The following is a 20555-nucleotide window of genomic DNA, read 5'->3' on the forward strand; positions in this document are numbered from 1 at the left end:
AAACTCCCGTCGCACTGCTCACCGCAAGCACGAAGTTGTTCCGCGAGGTCGCGCGACGAAGCGCTCGCTTCAGCCCTGGTGACACCACGGGGCCACGCTCAGTCGAGGTCGCGAAGCCTCACGCGCTGCAATTTGCCGGTCGTCGTCGTGGGCAGCCGCTCGGCGAACCGAATCTGACGCGGATACTTGTACGCAGACATGCGCTCACGCGTCCACGCGATCAGGTCCGTTTCCGAGAGCGCAGCCCCCGGCTCGAGCACTACGTACGCCCGCACGCTTTCACCCCGTCGCGCATCCGGATACCCGACCACCGCGGCCTCCCGCACCGCCTCGTGCCGCACGAGCATGCCTTCGACCTCCTCGGGATACACCGAGTATCCGTTGCACTTGATCATGTCTTGATTGCGGCTCTCGAACAGCAGGTAGCCGTCTCTGTCCATCCGCCCCACGTCTCCGGTGCGGTACCACCCGTCGAACATCGCTGCTGCCGTGGCGTCGGGGCGGTTGCGGTATCCGAGGAAGACACTCGGCGACTTGATGAGAATCTCGCCCGGCTGACCTTGCGGCATCGAACGCGTGGGATCCTCGGGGTCCGCGATCCGGATCTCCGTGTCGAGCACCGGCTTCCCGTGGCACCCGTATCGAATCGCCTGGGGCGGCATCTGCGTGTTCCCCGTGTGTGTTTCGCTCATTCCGTACGCCCACTCGAACATCGGCACACCGCTGTGACGCTCCCACCGGTCCGAGAGTTCCTCCGTGATCTGCGCCCCGAAACTCGTTCCCAACGAGAGGCGCACAGCCGACAGATCGCAGTGCGGCATCCGATTCGAATCGAGCATCGCGGTCACCATGGGCGGCGTCATGTAGGTGACCGTCACCCGGTGCTGCTCGAGGTCACGCAGCATGGTGCCCGCCTCGAACCGGGCCTGCAAGACGATGGAACCGCCCACCATGAGCGGGCAGTTGACTCCGACGGTCATGCCGGCGATGTGGAAGATCGGCATCGCCGCGGAGAACACGTCTTCGTGAGTGAAGCCGTAGGTTTGCACGGTCACGGCCGTCTTGAACTCCGCGTTGCGGTACGACAGCATCGCGCCCTTGGGCTTCCCCGTCGTGCCCGACGTGTAGATGATCAATGCGACATCGCGTTCCATGTCGATCTCGGCACCCGGCACCACCGGCTCGACGCCCGCCACGACCTCCGCAAATCGCACGGTCTCATGGGACCCGGCGTCGCGTACCGGGGGCCCCTCATCCCGAATCACGGCGTCGCCGGAGGCATCGATCACGTCATCCCACCGCGACAGCACCACCGTCTCGATGAGTGTGCCGCTCGTCGCCCGAAAGACGGGGACGAGGTCGTCGAACGTCAGCAGTACCCGCGCCTCGAGATCGGTGAGCTGGTACTCCAGCTCCCACTCCTTGAACATCGGGTTGCACGGGCCGAGTGCAGCCCCCAGACGCTGTATCGCGAGGCTCGCGATGATGAACTGCGGGGAGTTCTGCATGAATACGGCGACGGTGTCGCCGTGCGCGACTCCTCGATGCGCGAGAAAAGTCGAGAGTTGCTCGACCTGACGCTGCACCTCCCCATACGTGAGCGTCGTTCCCGCGAAATGGATCGCCGGGCGCGTGGGGTGCGCTCGCGCGTGCGCCTCGACGTAGGCATGAAGCGGCAGGTCGCGCACCTGAGTCGTGCGGATCGGTACTGAATTCATCTCTAGTTCCCCTGGTACTCCGCGGGGCGCTTCTGCGTGAACGCGAGCTTCCCCTCGGCGAAATCTGCGGTCTGCACACTGCTGACCGTCGTCTTGACCTGCGCGCCGAAGGACTCGACGACACTGAGTGCCTCCGAACCGCCGAGCGCGCGCTTCATGAGGCCGATGGCCCGCGTCGCCGACGACGCCAATCGCACGGCTGTGTCGCGGGCGAGATCATCGATGTCGACGCCGTCGGCGCTCAGGGTCGCAACGATGCCGACGTGATGCGCCTCTGTCGCCGTGATCATGTCGCCCAGGAACAGCAATCGCCGTGCGAGGTGCGCGGGAGCGCGCTTCGGCAGCAGGCTCGTTCCCGCGGCGATCCCACGCAGCACGAAAGGGAGGCCGAACTTCGCCGTGGGTTCCGCGACGATGAGGTCCGCGGCGAGCGCGATCTCGAATCCGGCCCCGAGCCCGTACTTGCGCACTGCGACCACGATCGGTTTCTCGATCGCGAGCATTCGCAGCACGATGCTCGGATACCCATTGGCGTAGCGCTCGCTGAGATCTTCAGGCTCGGGATGCTCTGGCGTGCCCATGTCGATGAGATCGTCTCCCGCGCAGAAGGCGCGCCCCTCGCCGCGAATGAGGATCGCCCGAACTTGATCGTCGACCTCAGCCGCATCGAGCGCCGCGTTCACCGCGGCGATCATGCTGTTCTCCAGCGCGTTGAGCGCCTCCGGCCGGTTCAAGCTGATGGTGCAGACGCCATCCGCAACGCGCACCGCCACACGCTCAGTCATGGGACACCGCCGCCATCTGCGCTTCGAGTCGCCGTCGAACCCCGGCCGGAATCGGAGCGGGCCGCCGATCCTCGCCGAGGTGAACGTAGACGGCCTCACCCGTCGCGCACACGGCCCCGCGCTGCACGATCTCCTCGCGCAGCGCGAGCGAAGTGTTTCCAATGCGGGCCACACGGCACTCCACCACCACGTCGGCGCCGAACATGATCTCGCGATCGAACGTCACCGTGTATGACTTGACGACCAACGGCCACCCCTCGAGAGAGCCGTCAGGGCGGAACTCGGCGAAGAGCTGCGCCCGGCCCGCTTCGAACCACACCGGCGGCACGGTGTTGTTGATGTGCCCGACGGCGTCGGTCTCGCTGATTCTGGGTGTGATGATGGTGGAGTACACGTGGGTTGCCTAGTCCTTCTCGACGGTTACGGGCGCTTGGTTGGGTGCACCGACGGCTGCGTCATCCCGCTCGGTGTATTCGCGTTCGTGCGCGATGGTGATGCGCGCGAGCTCTTCTGGCCGCGGTGGTTTCGTGAGCAACGACCCGATGATGCATGCCCCCAGCGACAACGGCAGCGAGACCGTCACCTGCGACAGCGCTGGCATCGCCGTTCCCCACAGCAGTGCCAGATACGAGACGGCACCGACGAGCACTCCCGAGAGCGCGCCGATGCTGTTCATGCGCTTCCACCACACCCCGAGCAGTGTCGGGAAGAAAAGACCTGACGCGAGCAGGCCGACGGCCGCGCTGTAGAGGAGCGTCAGCAGCTCCGGCGGATTCAGCGAGAGCACGAGTGTCAGTACCCCGAATCCGAGTACGCTCCAGCTGGTCAGACGACGCTTGGACTTGTCGCTCATGTTCGGCCTGAACTCCGCCACGAGATCGTAGGCGAAGGCTCCACCGAGTGCCAGCAGCATCGCGCTCACCGAGGACATCACGGCGGCGAAGATCCCGGCGAACGCCAGTCCCGCCAACCAGGTGGGGGTCTGCTGTGCGAGGAAGATCAGGAAGGTGCTGTCGGGTGACTCCAGATCCTCGCCGCCCTGCAGCACGACCACGGCGGCAACGATGAATACCGTGGTCACCACGGCAGTCAGGACGTAGAGACCGAGGCCGATCGCGAGCGAAGCTCGACCCTGACGCTCGTTCTTCGCGGCGAAGATGCGCATCACCGTGTGCGGCAGCACGGCATTGACGGTGGCCCAGATCACGAACGCCCCGATGTATGAGGCGAGAGGGAAGGCCTCTGTGCCCTGCCACTGCGGGCGCAACGTGATGGCGAGGTCGTACAGAGTAGCGGCGCCGCTGTTGGACCCCAACGCGAAGCCGCCGCACAGCACGACGACCGAGATCATGAGCAGCCCCTGGACGAAGTCCGTGAGCGTCACTGCTCGCATTCCGCCGTAGAACGTGTAGAAGATGTAGACCACGCCGACGCCGATGACAGACCAGCCGTAGGAGAAACCGAAGAGCTGCTCGCCGAGCAGGCCGCCGACCTTCATCTGGGCGACGAGGTAGGCGATCAGGGTACCGATCAGAATCAGCGGCACGATGAAGTTGAGGAGCTTGTTGTGGAAGCGCTTGCGAATGAACTCGGGCACCGTCGCCACGCTCATGTTGCGGAGCGTCTTCGCGAGGAAGAAGGTCGTGATCAGGTACCCGAGTGCAACGCCGCCGTTGTAGGCCGTGATGTAGCCCCATCCCCCGGCGTAGGAGAGTCCGATGTTGCCGAGCATGGTGCCGCCGGTCGCGAAGGCCGCGAAGATCGCGAAGCCGTTGACCCAGACATTCACGTCGCCGCTTCCGGTGAGGTAGTCCTTGGCGCTGCTTCGCTTTGATTTGAGCCGGGCATAGACGCCGACGGCGACGACGAACACCATGTACAAGCCGAGGATGATGAGTGGAACGACGCTATTCTCCATGGTCCGCCCCCGCCTCTTGCGCGCGTTCGGCGGCTCCGCCCTCGCGGGTGACGACGAGGTCGATCACCAGTACGACGAATCCGACGAACATGATGGCCATGAGCATGATGTTGATGACGGGCAGGGTGCCGATCCGGGTCGCGTATGACCACGGTGTCAGGGCGACGATCGACATCACCACCACGACTGCGGTGGAGACGAGTCGGAACTTCGATACTGCGAAGAACCCACCGGACCTCTCTGTCCGGGGTTGTGATTGAGCCACAGCTCTTCCTTTCTTTTCGTTGTGCGCGTGTTAGAAGTGGGGGGTTCGCTTCTCGACGAACGCGGCAAGGCCTTCGGCGCGTTCGTCCGTGCCGAAGAGCGCCGCTTGAGCCAGGAGTTCGACCTCGAGGCCGGCGGCGAGGCTGGTATCTGCGGACGCGCGGATGGCGCGCTTGGCGAGGCGCAGCGCGAGCGGCCCCTTGGCCGCCATCGCCTCGACCAGGGCGATAGCAGCCTCGCGGATCGCTGCCGCTTCATGGATCTCACTCACCAGGCCGATCTGATGCGCTCGTTCGGCGCTCATCGGGCGTCCGGTCAGAATGTGATAGCTCGCGACAGAGATCCCCGCATAGCGGGAGAGGAGCTGCGTGCCCCCGGCGCCTGGGATGATGCCGAGCCCGAGTTCGGGAAGCCCGAACTTCGACGTCGGCGTCGCAAGCCGGATGTCGCAGGCGAGAGCGAGCTCGCAACCGCCGCCGAACGCGAACCCGCTGACCGCGGCGACGCTCGGCAGCGGGGACTCCCGAATGCGCGTGAGCCAGTGCTGCATGCCCGTGTCGATCATGTCTGCAACGCTCTTGCCCTGGAGTTCGGCAATGTCTGCGCCCGCCGCGAAAGCGCGGTCTCCCGTTCCGCTCACGACCACGCCGTCGACGCTTCCCTCGGAGCACCACGTCTCGAACTGGCGCGCGACGCGCTCGACGACGGCGAATGTCACAGCGTTGAGCGAGTCTGGCCTGGTGATCGTGATCATTCCGACGCGACCCAGGATCTCGGAGGCTACGTCGTCGCTCATCGTGCACCGTATTCGTAGAATCCGCGACCGCTCTTCTTGCCGAGATGGCCGACCTCTACCAGCTCGAGCAGGGTGCGAGACGGGCCTCGGGAGGTAACGCCCGTTTCCTGCGCTTCGAGCCGTTTGATGCCGACGTTCACATCGATGCCGGTGAGATCGAGCAACGCGAAGGGTCCGATCGGGTGCCCGAGCCCGAGTGTGACGGCAGTGTCGATCTCCTCAGGGGTGGCCACGCCGGCTTCGAGCAGCGAGATGGCCTCATCGAACACCGCGCCGACGATGCGGTTCGCGATGAAGCCGAAGATCTCCCGCCTCACGACGACCGCAGTCTTGCCCATGCATTTCGCCAGCCCCACGACGCGCGCCACCGTCTCCTCAGAGGCGTGGTCGCCCCCGACGACCTCGACGAGCTGCATCACGAGCGCCGGGTTGAAGAAGTGCATGTTGCACACCCGGGCCGGATTGCGTACGGAGGCCAGGCGGCTCGAGACGATGCTCGAGCTGTTCGTCGCGAGGATCGCATCGACTCGAGCGATTTCATCGAGCTGGGCGAAGAGCGCACGCTTGGCCCCGAGGTCTTCGATGATCGCCTCGATGACGATATCGGCGTCGCTCGCGGCCTCGGAGAGGTCTGTGCTGGTGGAGAGCAGCTCGAATGCGGCGCCCACCTCCTCAGCGGTCGCCCGCCCGCGTTCGACGGATCGCGCCATCGTACGACGCAGTGTCTCCACGGCGGCATCCACTCGATTCTCATCGATATCGACCAGCGTCGTCGTACAACCCGCCTGAGCGGCGAGCATGGCGATCTGGCTGCCCATGACGCCCGCGCCGATGACGGTGACGCGAGAGATCTCGCTCATGTGTTCCTCCGGTGCTCGTGTGTCCGCCACCCGGCGACGCCGGGGGCCGATCGGTCTCGTTCGATGGCGAGGGCGATGCCCTGGCCCCCGCCGATGCAGGCGGAGACGATCGTCCGCCCTCCGCCCGCGCGCGCGAGTTGGTCGATGGCCTTCATGATGAGGACCGTGCCCGTTGCCGCGATCGGGTGCCCATGCGCGATCGCCCCTCCCCAGGCGTTCACGCGATCCGAGTCGATTCCGAGGTCGGCCGCGCACGCGAGCACCTGCACCGCGAAAGCCTCATTGATCTCGATGACATCGACCTCGTCAAGCCGCCAGCCGGTGCGATCGAGCAGTGTGCCGATGGCCGGCGCTGGTCCGATGCCCATGACATTGGGGTCCACTCCAACGACCGCGCCGTCGACCACCCAGGCGAGCGGTGCGAGGTCTCTCCGGCGCACCTCGTCCTCTGACATCACCATGACGCAGCTCGCGCCGTCGTTGATGCCGGAGGCGTTGCCCGCGGTAACGGTTCCCCCGGGCAAGAACGCCGGCCGCAGTGCACCGAGCTTCTCCTCGGTCGTATCGGGTCTGGGGTGCTCGTCGCGTTCGATGCGCGTGCTTCCGACTGTGACGGGCACGATCGCCTCGTCGAGCACACCGGCAGCCGTCGCGTCGGCCATTCGTCGCTGACTCGTGCAGGCGTAGCGATCCTGCTCGCTGCGCGAGATCGCGTACGACTCCGCAAGATTCTCGGCGGTCGTTCCCATGCCGGGATTGCCGAGCGCTGCCGGCGAGAGCTCACGCGCGAGGAATTGCGGCGGTGTGGGAGCGAAGGCTCGCGCCGAGCGTTCGAGTTGGAACGGCTCGTGCGTCATCGACTCCATGCCGCCCGCGAGCACGATGTCCATCGCCCCCGAGGTGATCGCCTGTGCGGCCATCCAGACGGAATCGATACCCGAGCCGCACTGCCGATCGATACTGCGGGCCGGAACACGGATCGGCACTCCCGCTTGGAGCGCCGCGACGCGTGCCGGGTTGCCCTCCGGCGCCAATGTTGATCCGAGCACGACATCGTCAACGGCTTCAGGTTCGACCGTCGAACGAGCGAGCGTCTCGGCGATGACGGCCGCCCCGAGGTCGCGCGCCCGAAGCGTCGCGAACGCTCCACCGCGACGTCCGATCGGCGTCCGCGATCCCGCGACGATGGCGGCCCGCGCTCGAACCATTCGCTCACTGCTCGTCATGAGACGCCTCCTCAAACCTGACGATCTGTCGCATCTGCTCGCCCGCCGCCAGTGCGTCCATCGCCTCGTTGATCTGGTCGAGGCGGATCTCCGAGCTGATCAATCGCTCGATCGGCAACTTGCCCTCCCGCCAGAGGGAGATGAATTTTGGAATGTCCCGTTTCGGCACCGCCGAGCCCAGGTAACTGCCGACGATCGTGCGCGCCTCCGCGACGAGTCCGAGCGGGCTGATCGAGCTCATCGCCTCAGCGGGAGGCAGGCCCACGGTGACTGTTGTCCCACCAGGTGCGGTCAACGAAACCGCGGTCTCGAAGCCGCGAGCGTTGCCGGTCGCATCGATGACCAGGTCAGCCCGTTCGACGACATCGCGAGAGGTCTCGGGATCGCAGGCCTGCTCCGCCCCCAGTTGAACGGCGAGATCACGTTTCGCCTGCACTCCGTCGATGCCTGTCACTCGATAGTTGAGTGCGACGGCCATCAGAACGGCAGCCATGCCGACCCCGCCGAGGCCCACCACGACGACCGACGCCCCTTCGCCCGGGTCGGTCACGTTCATGACTGCCCCGCCGCCCGTGAGCACGGCGCACCCGAGCACGGCCGCCACATCCGCTGGAACATCGTGTTCGATCGCGACGACCGAGCGTTCGTCGACTACCGCTCGTGTGGCAAAGCCCGAGACACCGAGATGGTGCCGCACCTGTTCCCCGGTGCGCGGCAGTGATCCGATACGGAAGCCACCGCCGATGAGTTCGCCCCGTTCGTTCGAGCGCGTTCCGACGGAGCAGGGAAGGCGTCCGTCGGTAGCGCACTCGGCGCAATCGCCGCACCGCGGCAAGAATGTCATCACGACCCGTTCTCCGACCGCAACGTCGACAACGTCTGGACCGACCTCCTCGACGATTCCCGCCGACTCATGTCCGAGCAGCATCGGCGTGGGGCGCGGGCGAAGGCCTTCGACCACAGAGAGGTCGGAATGGCACACGCTCGCAGCCTCGATCCTCACGAGCACCTCACGACCCACGGGAGCAGCGAGTGCCAGCTCCTCGATGGTGAGGGGAGTCGATCCGGCGAAGGGGGAACTGGCATCGAGTCTGCGGAGCACGGCGCCCCGGGTGCGTCGCCTCGGAGTCTCGCTCGCGCTCATGGTTGCCTTTCGGGATCGACGGTGAACTCCAGCTAGCCAACCAGATGGCGAGCCCCTGCCCTATATGCCAACCGACACATCTTGGCCGAATCAATATAAGATCCGACACATGACCGGATCCGACGCGCACCTTCTCGATCTGCTCCAGTCGGCACCGGACGACGACCCGACGATCCAGGGGCTCGCGGCGAGTTTCGGGCGCGACGGCCTCAGTCGGGCCGATGTGCAGCAGCTCAGAGCGGAGGTGCTGCAGGTTCGCCAGCAACGCGAGACGGCGCAGATCATCGCCGAGGTCGCGACGAACATCAACGCCGCCGTTGACGTCGATGAGACACTCGAACTCGTGTGCCACCGCAGTAAACATCTGCTCGGCAGCGATATGGCCTACATCAGCTTGAACGATCAGAGCGCGCAGGAGACCTACATTCGCACGACGGATGGCGTGCTCACACCGGAGTACCGCGGACTCCGCATGCCGCTCGGTACGGGCATCCTCGGCCAAGCCGCTGGCGGATCCACCATCGCCCAGACCACCGAATATCTCGACGACAGCAGCTTTCCGCACATCCCCAAGGTCGACGAGGCCGTGCGTCTCGAAGGCGTCGTCTCGATCCTCGCGGTCACCATGCGCGTCAAGGGCGAGCGTTCGGGTGCCCTGCTCGTTGCAGAGCGGCGCCAACGCCGCTACACCCCGCAAGAGGTAGATCTCCTCAGTCAGATCGCCGGACTCGCCGCAGTCGCCCTGCAGCGCACCGGTCTGATCAATGATCTGAGGGCGAGTCTGTCGGAACGCGATGAGGCACGGGCCGAAGCTGAAGCGCGCCACCGCTTTCTCGCCAGGATCGAAACGTTCGATCAAACGCTCTTCGAAGTCCTCCGTCACGAGGGATCACCGGCGGAGCTCGCACAGGTCATTTCTGCGGAGATCGGTGTCGACGTGCGGTACTTGCAACGCAGCGAAGTCAAGCATCTCCGCGTCGATGGTGCGCACCGGTCCGCCCTTCCCTCCGACAATCACCGAACGATCGAAACTGAGGCATCCGTGGTGTGCGCCGCCGTCGCCGGAGAACGCACACTCGGAGCGTTCGAAGCGCGAGGACGGTTGGATCACGACCAGCGCGTACTCCTCGAGCGCAGCGGGCCCGTGCTGACGGCCATCATCCTCTCCGAAGAACGCGGCATCGCAGCATCGGCGGAAGAGCAGCAGAGTCTGATCACCCGACTCGAACAAGGGGCGAGCCGGGACTGGAAGCAGATCTCCCGGCAGCTGCAGCGCTACTGGTTGCGAGAAGGATCGAAGGTCAGAATCATCTCGATCGGATGCGACGACCTCGGCGCAGGGCGCGCCGAGCTCAGGGAATTGGCCGCACCGCGCGGGGGAATCGCCGGTGAGTCCGGTGGGCTGCTCGTCGCGATCGGCGAGAACCTCACCGGAGAGGAGATCGAACGCGGATTTGCCGGTTCGGGACTGCGGTCGAGCATTGCCGAGGTAGAAACCGTGCTCACCGCGTCCCAGGCCGAGGAAGCGCTGCTGCATACACGGAGGAGCGTTCGAGCCATGCAGGCGCTCGATCTCACCGGTGTGGCAGATCCGCGCTGGGACCTCGGCCTCACCGGCCTGCTCTTGGCCCACCTGCCGGCGTCGACCGCGTCAGATCTCGTGCATCACGCGGTCGCGCCGCTGCTGTCATACGACCGCGCCCACGGGTCGGTGCTGCTCGACACGGCGTGGGTGTACCTCGAGAATGACGGAAACGCCGAGACCACAGCGCGTGCGATGCACGTGCACGCCAACACGGTGCGGCAACGCGTGCGGCGCATCGCTGAACTGATCCATCCCGACTGGGCTTCGGGGCGACGGCGCACGGACCTGCACACCGCACTGCGCCTCTGGAGGGTGCGGAGGCACGAGACGGATAAGGCATCTCGCACGAGGTGAAGCAGAGATGCCCTTGCCGCCTCTCCGAGCGCTCGCTTCAGCCTCCGAGCGAGTGCACGCTGAACGCCACGGCGAACCCCAGGGCGGTGGTGAGGCCGGTCAGCATGTGGTCGTCCTCGAACGCTTCAGGGATCATCGTGTCGGAGAGCATCGCCAGGATCGCGCCGGCGGCGAGCGCCGTGATGAACGCGATCAGGGCGGCGGGTGCACCGTCGAGCAGCAGGAACCCGGCCGCCGCGGCGACGCCCGACAGCACCGCGATCGTGGTCCACACGCCGAACACGTATGCTGCGCTGCGGCCGGCCCGCTTCATGCCGGCACTGCTCGAGAGCCCCTCGGGAACATTCGAGATGAAGACGGCGACGAGCATCGCCGGGCTGACCGCGCCCGATGCGACGAGGCCGAGGCCGAGTACGAGGGATTCGGGGATGCCGTCGAGCAGCGCCCCCACTGCGATCGCGGTGCCGCTCCCCGGCTGCTGCGTCTCGCTCGACTGAAGCCCGTTCGACCGCTTCCGGTGCCGCGCCCCGCGGCGCGCGAGCAGCGCGTTCGACGCGACGAAGATCACCGCACCGACGAGAAACCCCGAGACGGTGGGCACGAGGCCTCCCCCGTCGGCAGCCTCGTCGACCAGTTCGAACGCCAGGGCCGAGATCAGCACGCCGGCGCCGAACGCCATGATCGTCGACACGACCTTCGGCGGTATGCGCCACCGCCAGGCGACGAACGCTCCGAGGATCAGCGCAGCGCCGCCCACGAACCCCCACCAGAGGGCCTGCAACCACATCGGAATCATCGCCACCCCCGTCGCTTCGGAATGTTCGGTCTCCCAGCCACGCTACTCGGCGTCCGCCTGATCCGTGGGTTCGCCTCCCGCTGGCTTCGTGCAAGTAGCATGCAGGGCGTGCATGCATTGATCGTGAGCGGGCTGGCCGTCATCGTCGTGTGGTCGCTGTTCAGTCGCGTACTCGAGAGGTTTCGCATCGCCGGCCCGCTTGCGGTGATCGTCCTCGGCGCGCTTTCCGGCCTGCTGTTCGGAGAGGATCTCGGCGAGCATCTCGACACGGATGTGGCGGAGAAGGTCGTCGAGATCGTCCTCGCCGTTCTCCTATTCGTCGATGCGACCGAGGTACGACGTGGCTTCCTCGGCGGAGAGGGCCGCATCGTCGCCCGTCTCCTCTCCATCGGACTCCCAGGCGCCCTCATCCTCACGTCGCTCGCCTGCATGCTGCTCCTCCCGGGAACTCCCTGGGCGGTGATCCTCGTTCTCGCCTGCATCATCACGCCCACAGATTTCGCGGCCTCAGCCGGGATGCTTCGCGACACGCGCATCCCGTCTCGAGTGCGGCACAGCCTCAATGTCGAGAGCGGGTACAACGACGGCCTCGTTTCCCCGCTCTTCATCTTCGCTTTGGCAGTCGCAGAAGGTCAGGAAGCCCAAGGAATCGGTCCGGCTCTCGAGAGCGCTCTCTGGGCCTCGCTCATCGCGGTGCTCGTCGGTGCGATCGTGGGGGGTGCGACCGGCGTCATGATGCAGGTGGCCCACCGGAAGAACTGGCTCACCGCGCAGTCCCTGCGCATCGGGATCGTGATGATCCCGCTTCTGGTGTACGTGCTCGCGATCCAGTTCAACGGAAACGGCTTCGTGGCGGCGTTCGTCGCCGGCATCGCGTTCCGGTCGGGCCGCCTCGAGCACCGCCGATCCGATTCGAGCCTCGACCACGCCGAGATGTCTGCTGTCGACGACCTCGGCTTTCTCTCATCGCTCGGCGTGTGGTTCGTGTTCGGCGCCGTGATCATCCTTGCTGCGGAGACGGGTGTGAACTGGGTGCTCATCGCACTGGGCGTTCTGGCACTGACCGTCTTGAGAGTGGTCCCGGTGCATGCAGCGCTCTGGGGAAGCGCACTCCGGTGGAGGGAGCGCACGGCCATCGGCCTTGCCGGGCCTCGCGGTACGGCTTCGGTCGTATTCGGGCTCCTCGCATTCAATGCGCTGCGAGAAGACTACGCAAATCTGGCGCTCTACCTGACCATCGTCGTCGTACTGGGCAGTGTCGTCTTCCACGGCGTCACCGCTCCCCGCATGATCGTCGCGCTCACGCACGACGCCTCCGCCGCCCCGGCGACCACGGCCGACAAGAACTGACGTCGATTGCCTCCGACTGCCAGAAACGCAGCAGGGCCCGAAACCGTTACCGATTCCGGGCCCTGCTCATCAGAAAATAATCTGAAGCCTTCCCTGTACTGAAAGACCTTCTCGTGCGCGAGGGGGGACTTGAACCCCCACGCCCTTGCGGGCACTGGCACCTGAAGCCAGCGCGTCTGCCATTCCGCCACTCGCGCGAGACGTTTCCTGAGCGCTTCCACTCAGACAACTCCCCTAGCTTAGCAGCCGAAGCCCGTCTCACCAAAGCGGGCTAAACTAAACCAAACCGCCGCGGGCGTCGCCCGGGCAGACGAAGGGACGAGACGGCACGTGGGCATTCTGGATAGCGTCGAGCGCGGGCTCGAGCGAGCCGTCAACGGCGCGTTCGCGCGCACGTTCCGCTCAGGAGTGCAGCCGGTCGAGATCGCGTCGGCTCTGAAGCGCGAGCTCGACATCGGCGCGGTCGTCGTCGACCGCGACCGCGTGCTCGCCCCCAACCGCTTCGTCGTGCGCGTCTCCGAGAAAGACGCCGACCGGCTGTACCAGCTGGGCAGCACGCTCGGGCAGGAATTGCGCGGGGTCATCACGAAGCATGCGAAGCGGCAGAGCTATCAGCTGCTCGGCGAGCCAGATGTCGAGATCCGCAGCGACAGTTCGATCACGGTCGGCGTGCTCGAGGTCGATGCGTCGCGCGTCGAGGGCGCGGTCGACTGGGTCGCCGCCATCGACGTCGACGGCACCCGCCATGAGCTGAGCCGCGGCACCACGACGGTCGGGCGGGGCAGCGACTGCGGCATCCGCATCTCAGACAACGCCGCGTCGCGCAAGCACCTGGAGCTGATCTGGGACGGAGCGGCGGGCATCGCACGCGACCTCGGATCGACGAACGGGTCGAAGATCAACGGGCAGCGTTTCCGTGAGGCGGCGCTCTCCCCCGGCACCGTCATCACCATCGGTCAGACGGGTCTCCAGTTCCAGCTGGTTCCCGGCCGCGAAGCTCAGACACCGCAGCGTCCGGCGCCCGCCGCCCCGACGCGGGTGAATCCGGCCGCTCGGCAGGAGCCGCCTCAGCCCCGCCCGGTTCCCGCCGCCGACTTCCCCAGTGCGCCGCCGAGCGCGGGCGCGGCCCCTCGAATTTCAGACTCACCCGACCGAGGCGCCGACCGCAGCGCCCCACGCACTTCGAGCCCGAAGCCCGCGCAAGACGCGGCCCCGGGCATCGATGAAGACTTCTGGAGAGGCCTGTGAGCGAACTCACCCTCCTGATCCTCCGCATCGGCTTCCTGCTGGTGCTGTGGATCTTCATATTCGCGATCGTCTACGCCCTGCGCAGCGACTTGTTCGGCGCCCCGGTGCGACGCATGAAGGGAGACGGGTCGGCATCCGGCCCCTCGGTGCAGGCGATGACGCCGGTCTCCTCCCCGACGCACTCCCCCGCGCCGGCCGCCCCTCAGGCGGCAGCGGCCCCGCCCGCGATCACGCCGAGCGGCGGTGCTCTGCCCTCCGCCGGGGGCGCGGGAGCTCCGCAGCATCTCGTCATCACGTCGGGCGTCGCCTCCGGAACCTCCATCGTGCTCGACGACGACCTGGTCACCATCGGGCGCAGCAGCGATTCGACCCTCGTCATCGTCGACGAGTACACGTCCACCTATCACGCGCGCCTCGCACGCACGGGCGGTGAGTGGATCCTCACCGATCTCGACTCCACGAACGGCACTCGCCTCGATGGAGCCCGCGTCACGAAGTCCGTGCCGGTTCCCCCGTTCACGCCCGTCACCATCGGCACGACCACGTTCGAGCTGAGGCCCTGAGCGTGACGGTCGCGTACACGAGCGCCATCGGCTCCCATGTGGGCATGGTGCGGTCGAACAACCAGGATTCCGCCTTCGCCGGAGACTACATCTACCTCGTCGCCGACGGCATGGGCGGTCACGCGGGCGGTGACGTCGCCTCCGCGATCGCAGCGAAAGCTATGGCAGAGCTCGATGTGCCGCCGATGGGCAGCCCGGAGGCGATGACCAATGTGCTGCGCACGGCGATCCTCGACACGAACACGAAGCTCCGCTCCACCGTGCGCGACCGCCCCGAGCTGGCGGGTATGGGAACGACCTTCACGGGGTTCATTCCCGTCGAGGATCAGCTGGCCATCGGCCACATCGGCGATTCCCGCCTGTACCTGCTGCGCGACGACGCGCTCCAGCAGATCACGAAGGATCACACCTTCGTGCAGCGCCTCGTCGACAGCGGCAAGATCACCGAGGAGGAGGCGAAGATCCATCCTCGCCGCTCGGTGCTGATGCGCGTGCTCGGCGACGTGGATTCGTCGCCGCAGGTCGACACGCAGGTGGTCGACACGCAGCCGGGCGATGTCTGGCTGCTGTGCTCCGACGGCCTGTGCGGGTACGTCGACGACGTCGACATCGAGAAGATCCTGCGGCGTCGCTCGACTCTGCAGGGCGGCGTCGACGCCCTCATCGACAAGAGCCTCTCGCACGGCGCCCCCGACAACGTCACCGTGGTTCTCGTCGAGACCGTCGCCGCTCCCGCGGTCGATCCCGGTGACACGCTCGAGCTGAAGCATGAGGGCCGGCGCTTCGCAGGTTCGGCAGCCACCACTGAAGCGGCGATGGACGGGACCACCTCCACGGCGCGCAATCGCCTCTTGAGCCGCAAGCGCGCGGTTCGCAAGGCCCCGGTCGTCGAGGAGAGCCACTTCGAGTCGCGCGTCGACGAGTATCTCGCCGAGCTCATCGCAGAGACCAAGCGCCGCAACCGGCGTCGCCGTCTGCTCTGGGCATTCGGCGCGGTCGCCGTGCTCGTCGCGATCGGCGGCGCCCTGCTCGTCGGGTATCAGTGGACGCAGACCCGCTACTTCGTCGGCACGAACGACGAGACGGTGATCATCTACCAGGGCGTGCAGCAGAACATCGGCGCGCTCTCGCTCTACTCGGTCGCCGAGGACACCGAGATACCTCTCGAAGACCTCGACGGCCTCGAGCAGCGCCAGGTGAAGCGCACGCTCACGGCGGGTTCGCTGGAGGAAGCCCGCGATATCGTGCTGCGATTGGGGGATGCGGATGAGTGACGCCCAGTCCTCGGGCGGCGCGGAAGCCCGCACCTTCGAGAAGACCCGCACCAGCGAGACCGTGCTGCAGCGCATCACGGCGTTGCGCGCGCCGCGCAAGCTGCAGGCGCTCGAGCTCTCGCTGCTCCTCTTCGCGATTGCCATCGGCGTCGGCGCGATCGTCATCATCGACCTCACCGTGGGCGGTGAGCCGTCCACGAGACTGTTGCCGATGGGCATCGCCTTCGCCGTCGCACTGGTGGGCCTGCACCTGACGATCCGCCGCATCGCTCCTGATGCCGACCCGCTCATCATGCCGATCGCGGCGATGCTGAACATGGTGGGCATCGCGATGATCTACCGCATCTCGTTCGACGAGGAAGCGGCCGATCCCGTGCGCCAGCTGCTGTGGTCGACCATCGCGGTCATCGCCGCGATCATCGTGCTGTGGGTGATCCGCAACCACATGGTGCTGTTCCGCTACACCTACCTCACGGGCCTCGCGGCCGTCGTGCTCCTGCTCCTGCCGATGCTCCCGGGCATCGGGCAGACCATCAACGGCGCACGGGTCTGGATCAACATCGGAGGGTTCTCCTTCCAACCGGGCGAGATCGCCAAGATCCTGCTCGCCATCTTCTTCGCGGGCTATCTCGTGCGCAGCCGCGACTCGCTCGCGATGGCCGGGAAGAAGATCCTCGGCATCCGCTTCCCGCGCGCCCGCGACCTCGGGCCGCTCATCGTCTTCTGGCTCGCCGCGATGTCCGTGCTGGTCTTCCAGCGGGACCTCGGCACCTCGCTGCTCTACTTCGGCCTGTTCCTCTCGATGCTGTACCTGGCGACGGGCAGGATCGGCTGGATCATTCTCGGGCTCGGCCTCTTCCTGGCCGGAGGGCTCATCGCGAGCCAGACGCTGAGCTACGTCGGCAACCGCTTCGCGAACTGGCTCGACCCGTTCGCCGACCCCAACGGTGCGAGCTACCAGATGGTGCAGGGGCTCTTCGGAATGGCGAACGGCGGCATGACCGGCACCGGACTGGGACAGGGCTACCCGTGGGTGACGCCGCTCTCGTTCAGCGACTACATCATCCCGAGCCTCGGTGAAGAGCTGGGTCTGATCGGAATCTTCGTGATCCTCGCGGCCTACCTGCTGCTGGTCGGCCGCGGGCTCCGGATCGGCTTCGCCGGGCACGACGACTTCGGCAAGCTGCTGGCCGCCGGGCTCGCGTTCACCATCGCGTTCCAGGTCTTCATCGTCGTCGGCGGTGTCACACGCGTGATCCCGCTGACGGGTCTCACGGCGCCGTTCCTCGCGGCCGGCGGCTCGTCGCTGGTCTCCAACTGGATCATCATCGCTCTGCTGATCCTGCTCTCGAACTCGGTACGCAATCGACCGAAGCTGGTGATCCGCGCATGAACAAGCCCCTCAAGATCATTACCCGCGCCGTCTTCGGCATGTTCATCGTGCTCTTCTTCTCGGTCACCATGATCCAGTTCGTGCAGGCCGACGACCTGCGCGCCAACTCGTTGAACTCGCGCGCGCTCATGAACAGCTACAAGGTGGAGCGCGGCGCGATCCTCGTCGATGGCGATCCGGTCGCCTACTCGACGCCGACCGACGACGATTTCCAGTACGTGCGCCAGTACGCGAACGGGCCGATGTATGCGCCCCTCACCGGCTACTTCTCGCGCACCCAGGGCATGACGGGCCTGGAGTCCGCGATGAACCAGGACCTCTCGGGAAGCGGCAACGCGCAGTTCTTCACGCGCATCATGAACACCCTGAACGGCGTCGAGCCGCAGGGCAGCTCGGTGGAGACCACGATCGACCCCGCGGCTCAGGAAGCGGCGTATGCGGCGATGACCGAGAACGGGTTCGAGGGCGCCGTCGTGGCCGTCGAACCGAAGACCGGCAGGATTCTCGCGCTCACCTCGACGCCAGGGTTCGATCCCAACGCGCTGTCGAGCAACAACGACGCCGACATCATCACGAACTACCGCCAGCTCAACGATGACCCCGCGCAGCCGCTCCAGAACCGCGCCATCGCCGGCGACCTCTACCACCCCGGCTCGGTGTACAAGCTGATCTCGGCCGCCGCCGCGATCGAAGCCGGAGAGGCGACGCCGTCGACGGAGTTCGACAACCCGGCGCAGTGGACGCTGCCCCAGTCGAGCTCCGTGCTGCAGAACGCCTCCCGCAGCACCTGCGGCCCCGGTGAGAAGGCGACGCTCGATCAGGCGATCGTGCTCTCGTGCAACATCCCGATCGCCGAGATGACGACGAAGATGGATGACAACGCCGTGCCGGAGATGGCAGCGAAGTTCGGGTTCGAGCAGGAGATCGCGATTCCGACTCCGGTGACGCCGAGCCAGTCGCCGGTGCCGGAGAGCAAGGCGCAGGTCGCCCTCTCCTCGATCGGTCAGCAGGATGTGCGTGCGACGCCGCTGCAGATCGCGATGGTCTCGGCGGGCATCGCCAACGGCGGAACGGTCATGAAGCCGTACCTCGTCGACAAGGTGATCACGCCCGATCTGAAGGTCGAGAAGGAGTACGCGCCCGAGGAGTTCAGTCAGCCGGTCTCGAAGAAGACGGCGGATGCGGTCGCGGGCATGATGGAGCGCGGTGTGAACACGCCGGAGGGTCTCGCGCAGAACGCGGGCATCGACGGCGTGCGCGTCGCGGGCAAGACCGGTACCGCGGAGAACGGCACGGACGCAGATGGGAATGATCTTCCCTTCACGCTGTGGTTCACTGGTTTCGCACCGGTAGAGGACCCGGAGGTCGCGGTAGCCGTTGTGGTCGCCGACGGCGGCGGCGCGAACTTCGGAAATGAGGGGGGCTCGTTCGATCTCCCCACGGCTGTTGGAAAACGAGTAATGGAAGCGGTGTTGAGCGAATGAGGCCAGCGGCAGGGATCACATTCGGCGGACGCTACGAGCTCAGCTCGAGGATCGCCGTCGGTGGCATGGGTGAAGTGTGGAAGGCGACCGACAGCATTATCGGCCGCACCGTCGCCATCAAGATCCTCAAAGACGAGTACATGGGGGATCCGGGCTTCCTCGAGCGCTTCCGCGCGGAGGCCCGTCACGCCGCTCTCGTGAACCACGAAGGCATCGCCAACGTGTTCGATTACGGCGAGGAGCAGGGCTCCGCGTACATCGTGATGGAGCTCGTCCCGGGCGAGCCGCTCTCTGCGATCATCGATCGCGAGGGGCGCCTCCCCGCCAACCGCGTGCTCGGCATCGTCGCGCAGACCGCGACGTCGTTGCAGGCAGCCCACGACGCCGGCCTGGTGCACCGCGACATCAAGCCGGGCAACCTGCTCATCACGCCTGAGGGGCGCGTGAAGATCACCGATTTCGGGATCGCGCGCATCGCCGACCAGGTACCGCTCACCGCGACCGGTCAGGTCATGGGCACCGTGCAGTACCTCGCGCCGGAGCAGGCCAGCGGGCACACGGCGACCGCGGCGACCGACATCTACTCGCTCGGCGTCGTCGCCTACGAGTGCCTCGCCGGCAAGCGCCCCTTCACCGGGGAATCGCAGGTGGCCATCGCGATGGCGCAGATCAACGACACGCCGCCCGACCTGCCGAACGACATTCCCGAGCCCGTGCGCAACCTCGTGTACGCCTGCCTCGCGAAGGATGCGGCAGGTCGGCCGATGACCGCCGCGAAGCTGGCGCAGGCCGCAACCGCTTTGCACCGCGGCGACGTGCAGCTTGCCGCGAGCTACGTTCCGCAGGTGCTCGGCGACAGCCAGCCCGCGACCATGGCGCTGCCGCAGACCGCCTCGAACGATGCTGCGACCACGGCGCTGCCGCGCACCACGGCCATGGCGGGCGCCGTTGCGGGCGCCGATATCGCGGACGACGAGGCCCCGGTCGAGGAAGAACCGAAGAAGAAGAAGCGGAGCCCCTGGACCTGGCCGCTGATCACCCTGCTCGTGCTGCTGCTGCTCATCGGCGGCGGCACGGCGATCGCCCTGTTGAACGGCAACGACGACGCCAACCAGCAGCCGACGACCTCGACGCCGAAGCGCACCACCACTCCCACGAAGACCACGACTCCCCCGGAGCCCACCACGGGCGTCGTGAACGGCGACGAAGTCGTCGGGCGGAACGTCGAGGAGGCCGTCGGGTACCTGCAGGGACTCGGCTTCACCAACGTGACGACCGCCCCCGGCAATCAGGCCCCCGATGATCAGGTCAACGTGGTGACCTCGGTCAACCCGACCGGCAGCAGCGTGCCGCTCGACGAGCCGATCACCCTGACCTACAACGTCGCCTACGGTGAGGCACCCGCCCCGGGCGCACCGACCGGCCCGAGCTCCGTCAAGTCAGGCGCGTCATTCACCGTCTCGCTGCCGACGTACGTCTGCCCCACCGGCATGCAGGTCACGAACTACAACGTCGTTCCCACCGGCGCCTCGCTCGCCAGCCTCTCCGGCACGACCGCGAATCTCGTCGCTGATGAGCTCGAGGAAGGCGCGAGTGACGGCGCCATCACGGTGAACTACACGGTCTCGTGCCAGGGCAACGGCGCGGAGCGGGTTTCGCCGGCATCACCCGACCTCGCGATCACCCTCGAAGCACCCGAGAAGGCCCCGACCACCGGCTCGAACTCCGGGTCGAACGGTTCGGGCAACCCGAACGGCAACCCGAATTCGGGGTCGAACGGCGACGACGAAGGGTAAC

18 protein-coding genes and 1 tRNA gene are annotated in these 20555 nt (G+C 66.5%); 8 read left to right on the plus strand and 11 right to left on the minus strand.

The genetic code is table 11. From position 1 onward, the window contains the following. Positions 1–98: 98 nt before the first annotated feature. Genes WFH23_RS08495 through WFH23_RS08535 form a run of 9 tightly spaced genes read right to left on the minus strand, consistent with a single transcriptional unit; the run spans position 99 to position 8711 of the window. On the minus strand, positions 99–1718 hold the full coding sequence (locus WFH23_RS08495; protein WP_336662211.1) for a class I adenylate-forming enzyme family protein: 1620 nt from the start codon (positions 1716–1718) through the stop codon (positions 99–101). Positions 1719–1720: 2 nt separating this feature from the next. Further along, complete coding sequence (locus WFH23_RS08500; RefSeq protein ID WP_336662212.1) at positions 1721–2503, minus strand: enoyl-CoA hydratase/isomerase family protein; 783 nt, start codon at positions 2501–2503, stop codon at positions 1721–1723. Next, positions 2496–2897, minus strand: a complete 402-nt coding sequence (locus WFH23_RS08505) for a thioesterase family protein (protein WP_090145726.1) — start codon at positions 2895–2897, stop codon at positions 2496–2498. Before WFH23_RS08505 ends, WFH23_RS08500 begins: the two co-directional genes overlap by 8 nt. 9 nt (positions 2898–2906) lie before the next feature. Then, entirely contained in the window at positions 2907–4421 is a 1515-nt protein-coding gene (locus tag WFH23_RS08510) for a sodium:solute symporter family protein (RefSeq protein WP_090145729.1), read from the minus strand. Beyond that, on the minus strand, positions 4411–4686 hold the full coding sequence (locus tag WFH23_RS08515; RefSeq protein WP_336662213.1) for a hypothetical protein: 276 nt from the start codon (positions 4684–4686) through the stop codon (positions 4411–4413). The genes WFH23_RS08510 and WFH23_RS08515 overlap by 11 nt, the downstream gene beginning before the upstream one ends. A 30-nt stretch (positions 4687–4716) precedes the next feature. After that, positions 4717–5481 carry an enoyl-CoA hydratase/isomerase family protein gene (locus tag WFH23_RS08520; protein WP_336662214.1) on the minus strand — a complete coding sequence of 255 codons (765 nt, stop codon included), beginning with the start codon at positions 5479–5481 and terminating at the stop codon, positions 4717–4719. Then, on the minus strand, positions 5478–6341 hold the full coding sequence (locus tag WFH23_RS08525) for a 3-hydroxyacyl-CoA dehydrogenase family protein (protein ID WP_336662216.1): 864 nt from the start codon (positions 6339–6341) through the stop codon (positions 5478–5480). Before WFH23_RS08525 ends, WFH23_RS08520 begins: the two co-directional genes overlap by 4 nt. Then, the gene (locus WFH23_RS08530; RefSeq protein ID WP_336662217.1) at positions 6338–7567 is read right to left on the minus strand and encodes a thiolase family protein; all 1230 of its coding nucleotides are present in this window, start codon (positions 7565–7567) and stop codon (positions 6338–6340) included. Before WFH23_RS08530 ends, WFH23_RS08525 begins: the two co-directional genes overlap by 4 nt. Further along, positions 7554–8711 (minus strand): zinc-binding dehydrogenase, encoded by a 1158-nt coding sequence (locus tag WFH23_RS08535; protein WP_336662218.1) that lies wholly within the window; start codon positions 8709–8711, stop codon positions 7554–7556. Before WFH23_RS08535 ends, WFH23_RS08530 begins: the two co-directional genes overlap by 14 nt. A gap of 109 nt (positions 8712–8820) precedes the next feature. On the opposite strand from WFH23_RS08535, the gene WFH23_RS08540 reads away from it, so the two are divergent. Beyond that, on the plus strand, positions 8821–10650 hold the full coding sequence (locus WFH23_RS08540; RefSeq protein WP_336662220.1) for a helix-turn-helix domain-containing protein: 1830 nt from the start codon (positions 8821–8823) through the stop codon (positions 10648–10650). 37 nt (positions 10651–10687) lie between these two features. Here the strand turns inward: WFH23_RS08540 and WFH23_RS08545 are convergent, their stop codons facing one another. Then, on the minus strand, positions 10688–11443 hold the full coding sequence (locus WFH23_RS08545; protein ID WP_200331127.1) for a ZIP family zinc transporter: 756 nt from the start codon (positions 11441–11443) through the stop codon (positions 10688–10690). A 111-nt stretch (positions 11444–11554) separates the two neighbouring features. Between WFH23_RS08545 and WFH23_RS08550 the strand changes: the two genes are divergently transcribed. Further along, a complete protein-coding gene (locus WFH23_RS08550; RefSeq protein ID WP_336662221.1) occupies positions 11555–12796 on the plus strand; it encodes a cation:proton antiporter in 1242 nt (413 codons plus the stop codon). A 114-nt stretch (positions 12797–12910) separates the two neighbouring features. Here WFH23_RS08550 and WFH23_RS08555 read toward each other — a convergent pair. Then, positions 12911–12993: transfer RNA gene (locus WFH23_RS08555), tRNA-Leu, on the minus strand. Between the two features lie 133 nt (positions 12994–13126). Between WFH23_RS08555 and WFH23_RS08560 the strand changes: the two genes are divergently transcribed. The 6 genes from WFH23_RS08560 to WFH23_RS08585 are packed head-to-tail and all read left to right on the plus strand — an operon-like array spanning position 13127 to position 20554. Next, positions 13127–14044: an FhaA domain-containing protein gene (locus tag WFH23_RS08560; protein ID WP_336662222.1), complete on the plus strand. Its 918-nt coding sequence runs from the start codon at positions 13127–13129 to the stop codon at positions 14042–14044. Further along, positions 14041–14607, plus strand: a complete 567-nt coding sequence (locus WFH23_RS08565) for an FHA domain-containing protein FhaB/FipA (RefSeq protein ID WP_336662223.1) — start codon at positions 14041–14043, stop codon at positions 14605–14607. Before WFH23_RS08560 ends, WFH23_RS08565 begins: the two co-directional genes overlap by 4 nt. A gap of 2 nt (positions 14608–14609) precedes the next feature. Then, positions 14610–15881, plus strand: a complete 1272-nt coding sequence (locus WFH23_RS08570) for a PP2C family protein-serine/threonine phosphatase (RefSeq protein WP_336662224.1) — start codon at positions 14610–14612, stop codon at positions 15879–15881. Beyond that, positions 15874–17274, plus strand: a complete 1401-nt coding sequence (locus WFH23_RS08575) for an FtsW/RodA/SpoVE family cell cycle protein (RefSeq protein ID WP_211649635.1) — start codon at positions 15874–15876, stop codon at positions 17272–17274. The genes WFH23_RS08570 and WFH23_RS08575 overlap by 8 nt, the downstream gene beginning before the upstream one ends. Then, on the plus strand, positions 17271–18758 hold the full coding sequence (locus WFH23_RS08580) for a penicillin-binding transpeptidase domain-containing protein (protein ID WP_336662225.1): 1488 nt from the start codon (positions 17271–17273) through the stop codon (positions 18756–18758). The genes WFH23_RS08575 and WFH23_RS08580 overlap by 4 nt, the downstream gene beginning before the upstream one ends. Beyond that, positions 18755–20554: a serine/threonine-protein kinase gene (locus tag WFH23_RS08585; RefSeq protein ID WP_336662226.1), complete on the plus strand. Its 1800-nt coding sequence runs from the start codon at positions 18755–18757 to the stop codon at positions 20552–20554. The genes WFH23_RS08580 and WFH23_RS08585 overlap by 4 nt, the downstream gene beginning before the upstream one ends. The last annotated feature ends 1 nt before the right edge of the window (position 20555 follow it).

This window comes from Leucobacter sp. USHLN154, assembly GCF_037145595.1.
Classification (GTDB): Bacteria; Actinomycetota; Actinomycetes; order Actinomycetales; family Microbacteriaceae; genus Leucobacter; species Leucobacter alluvii.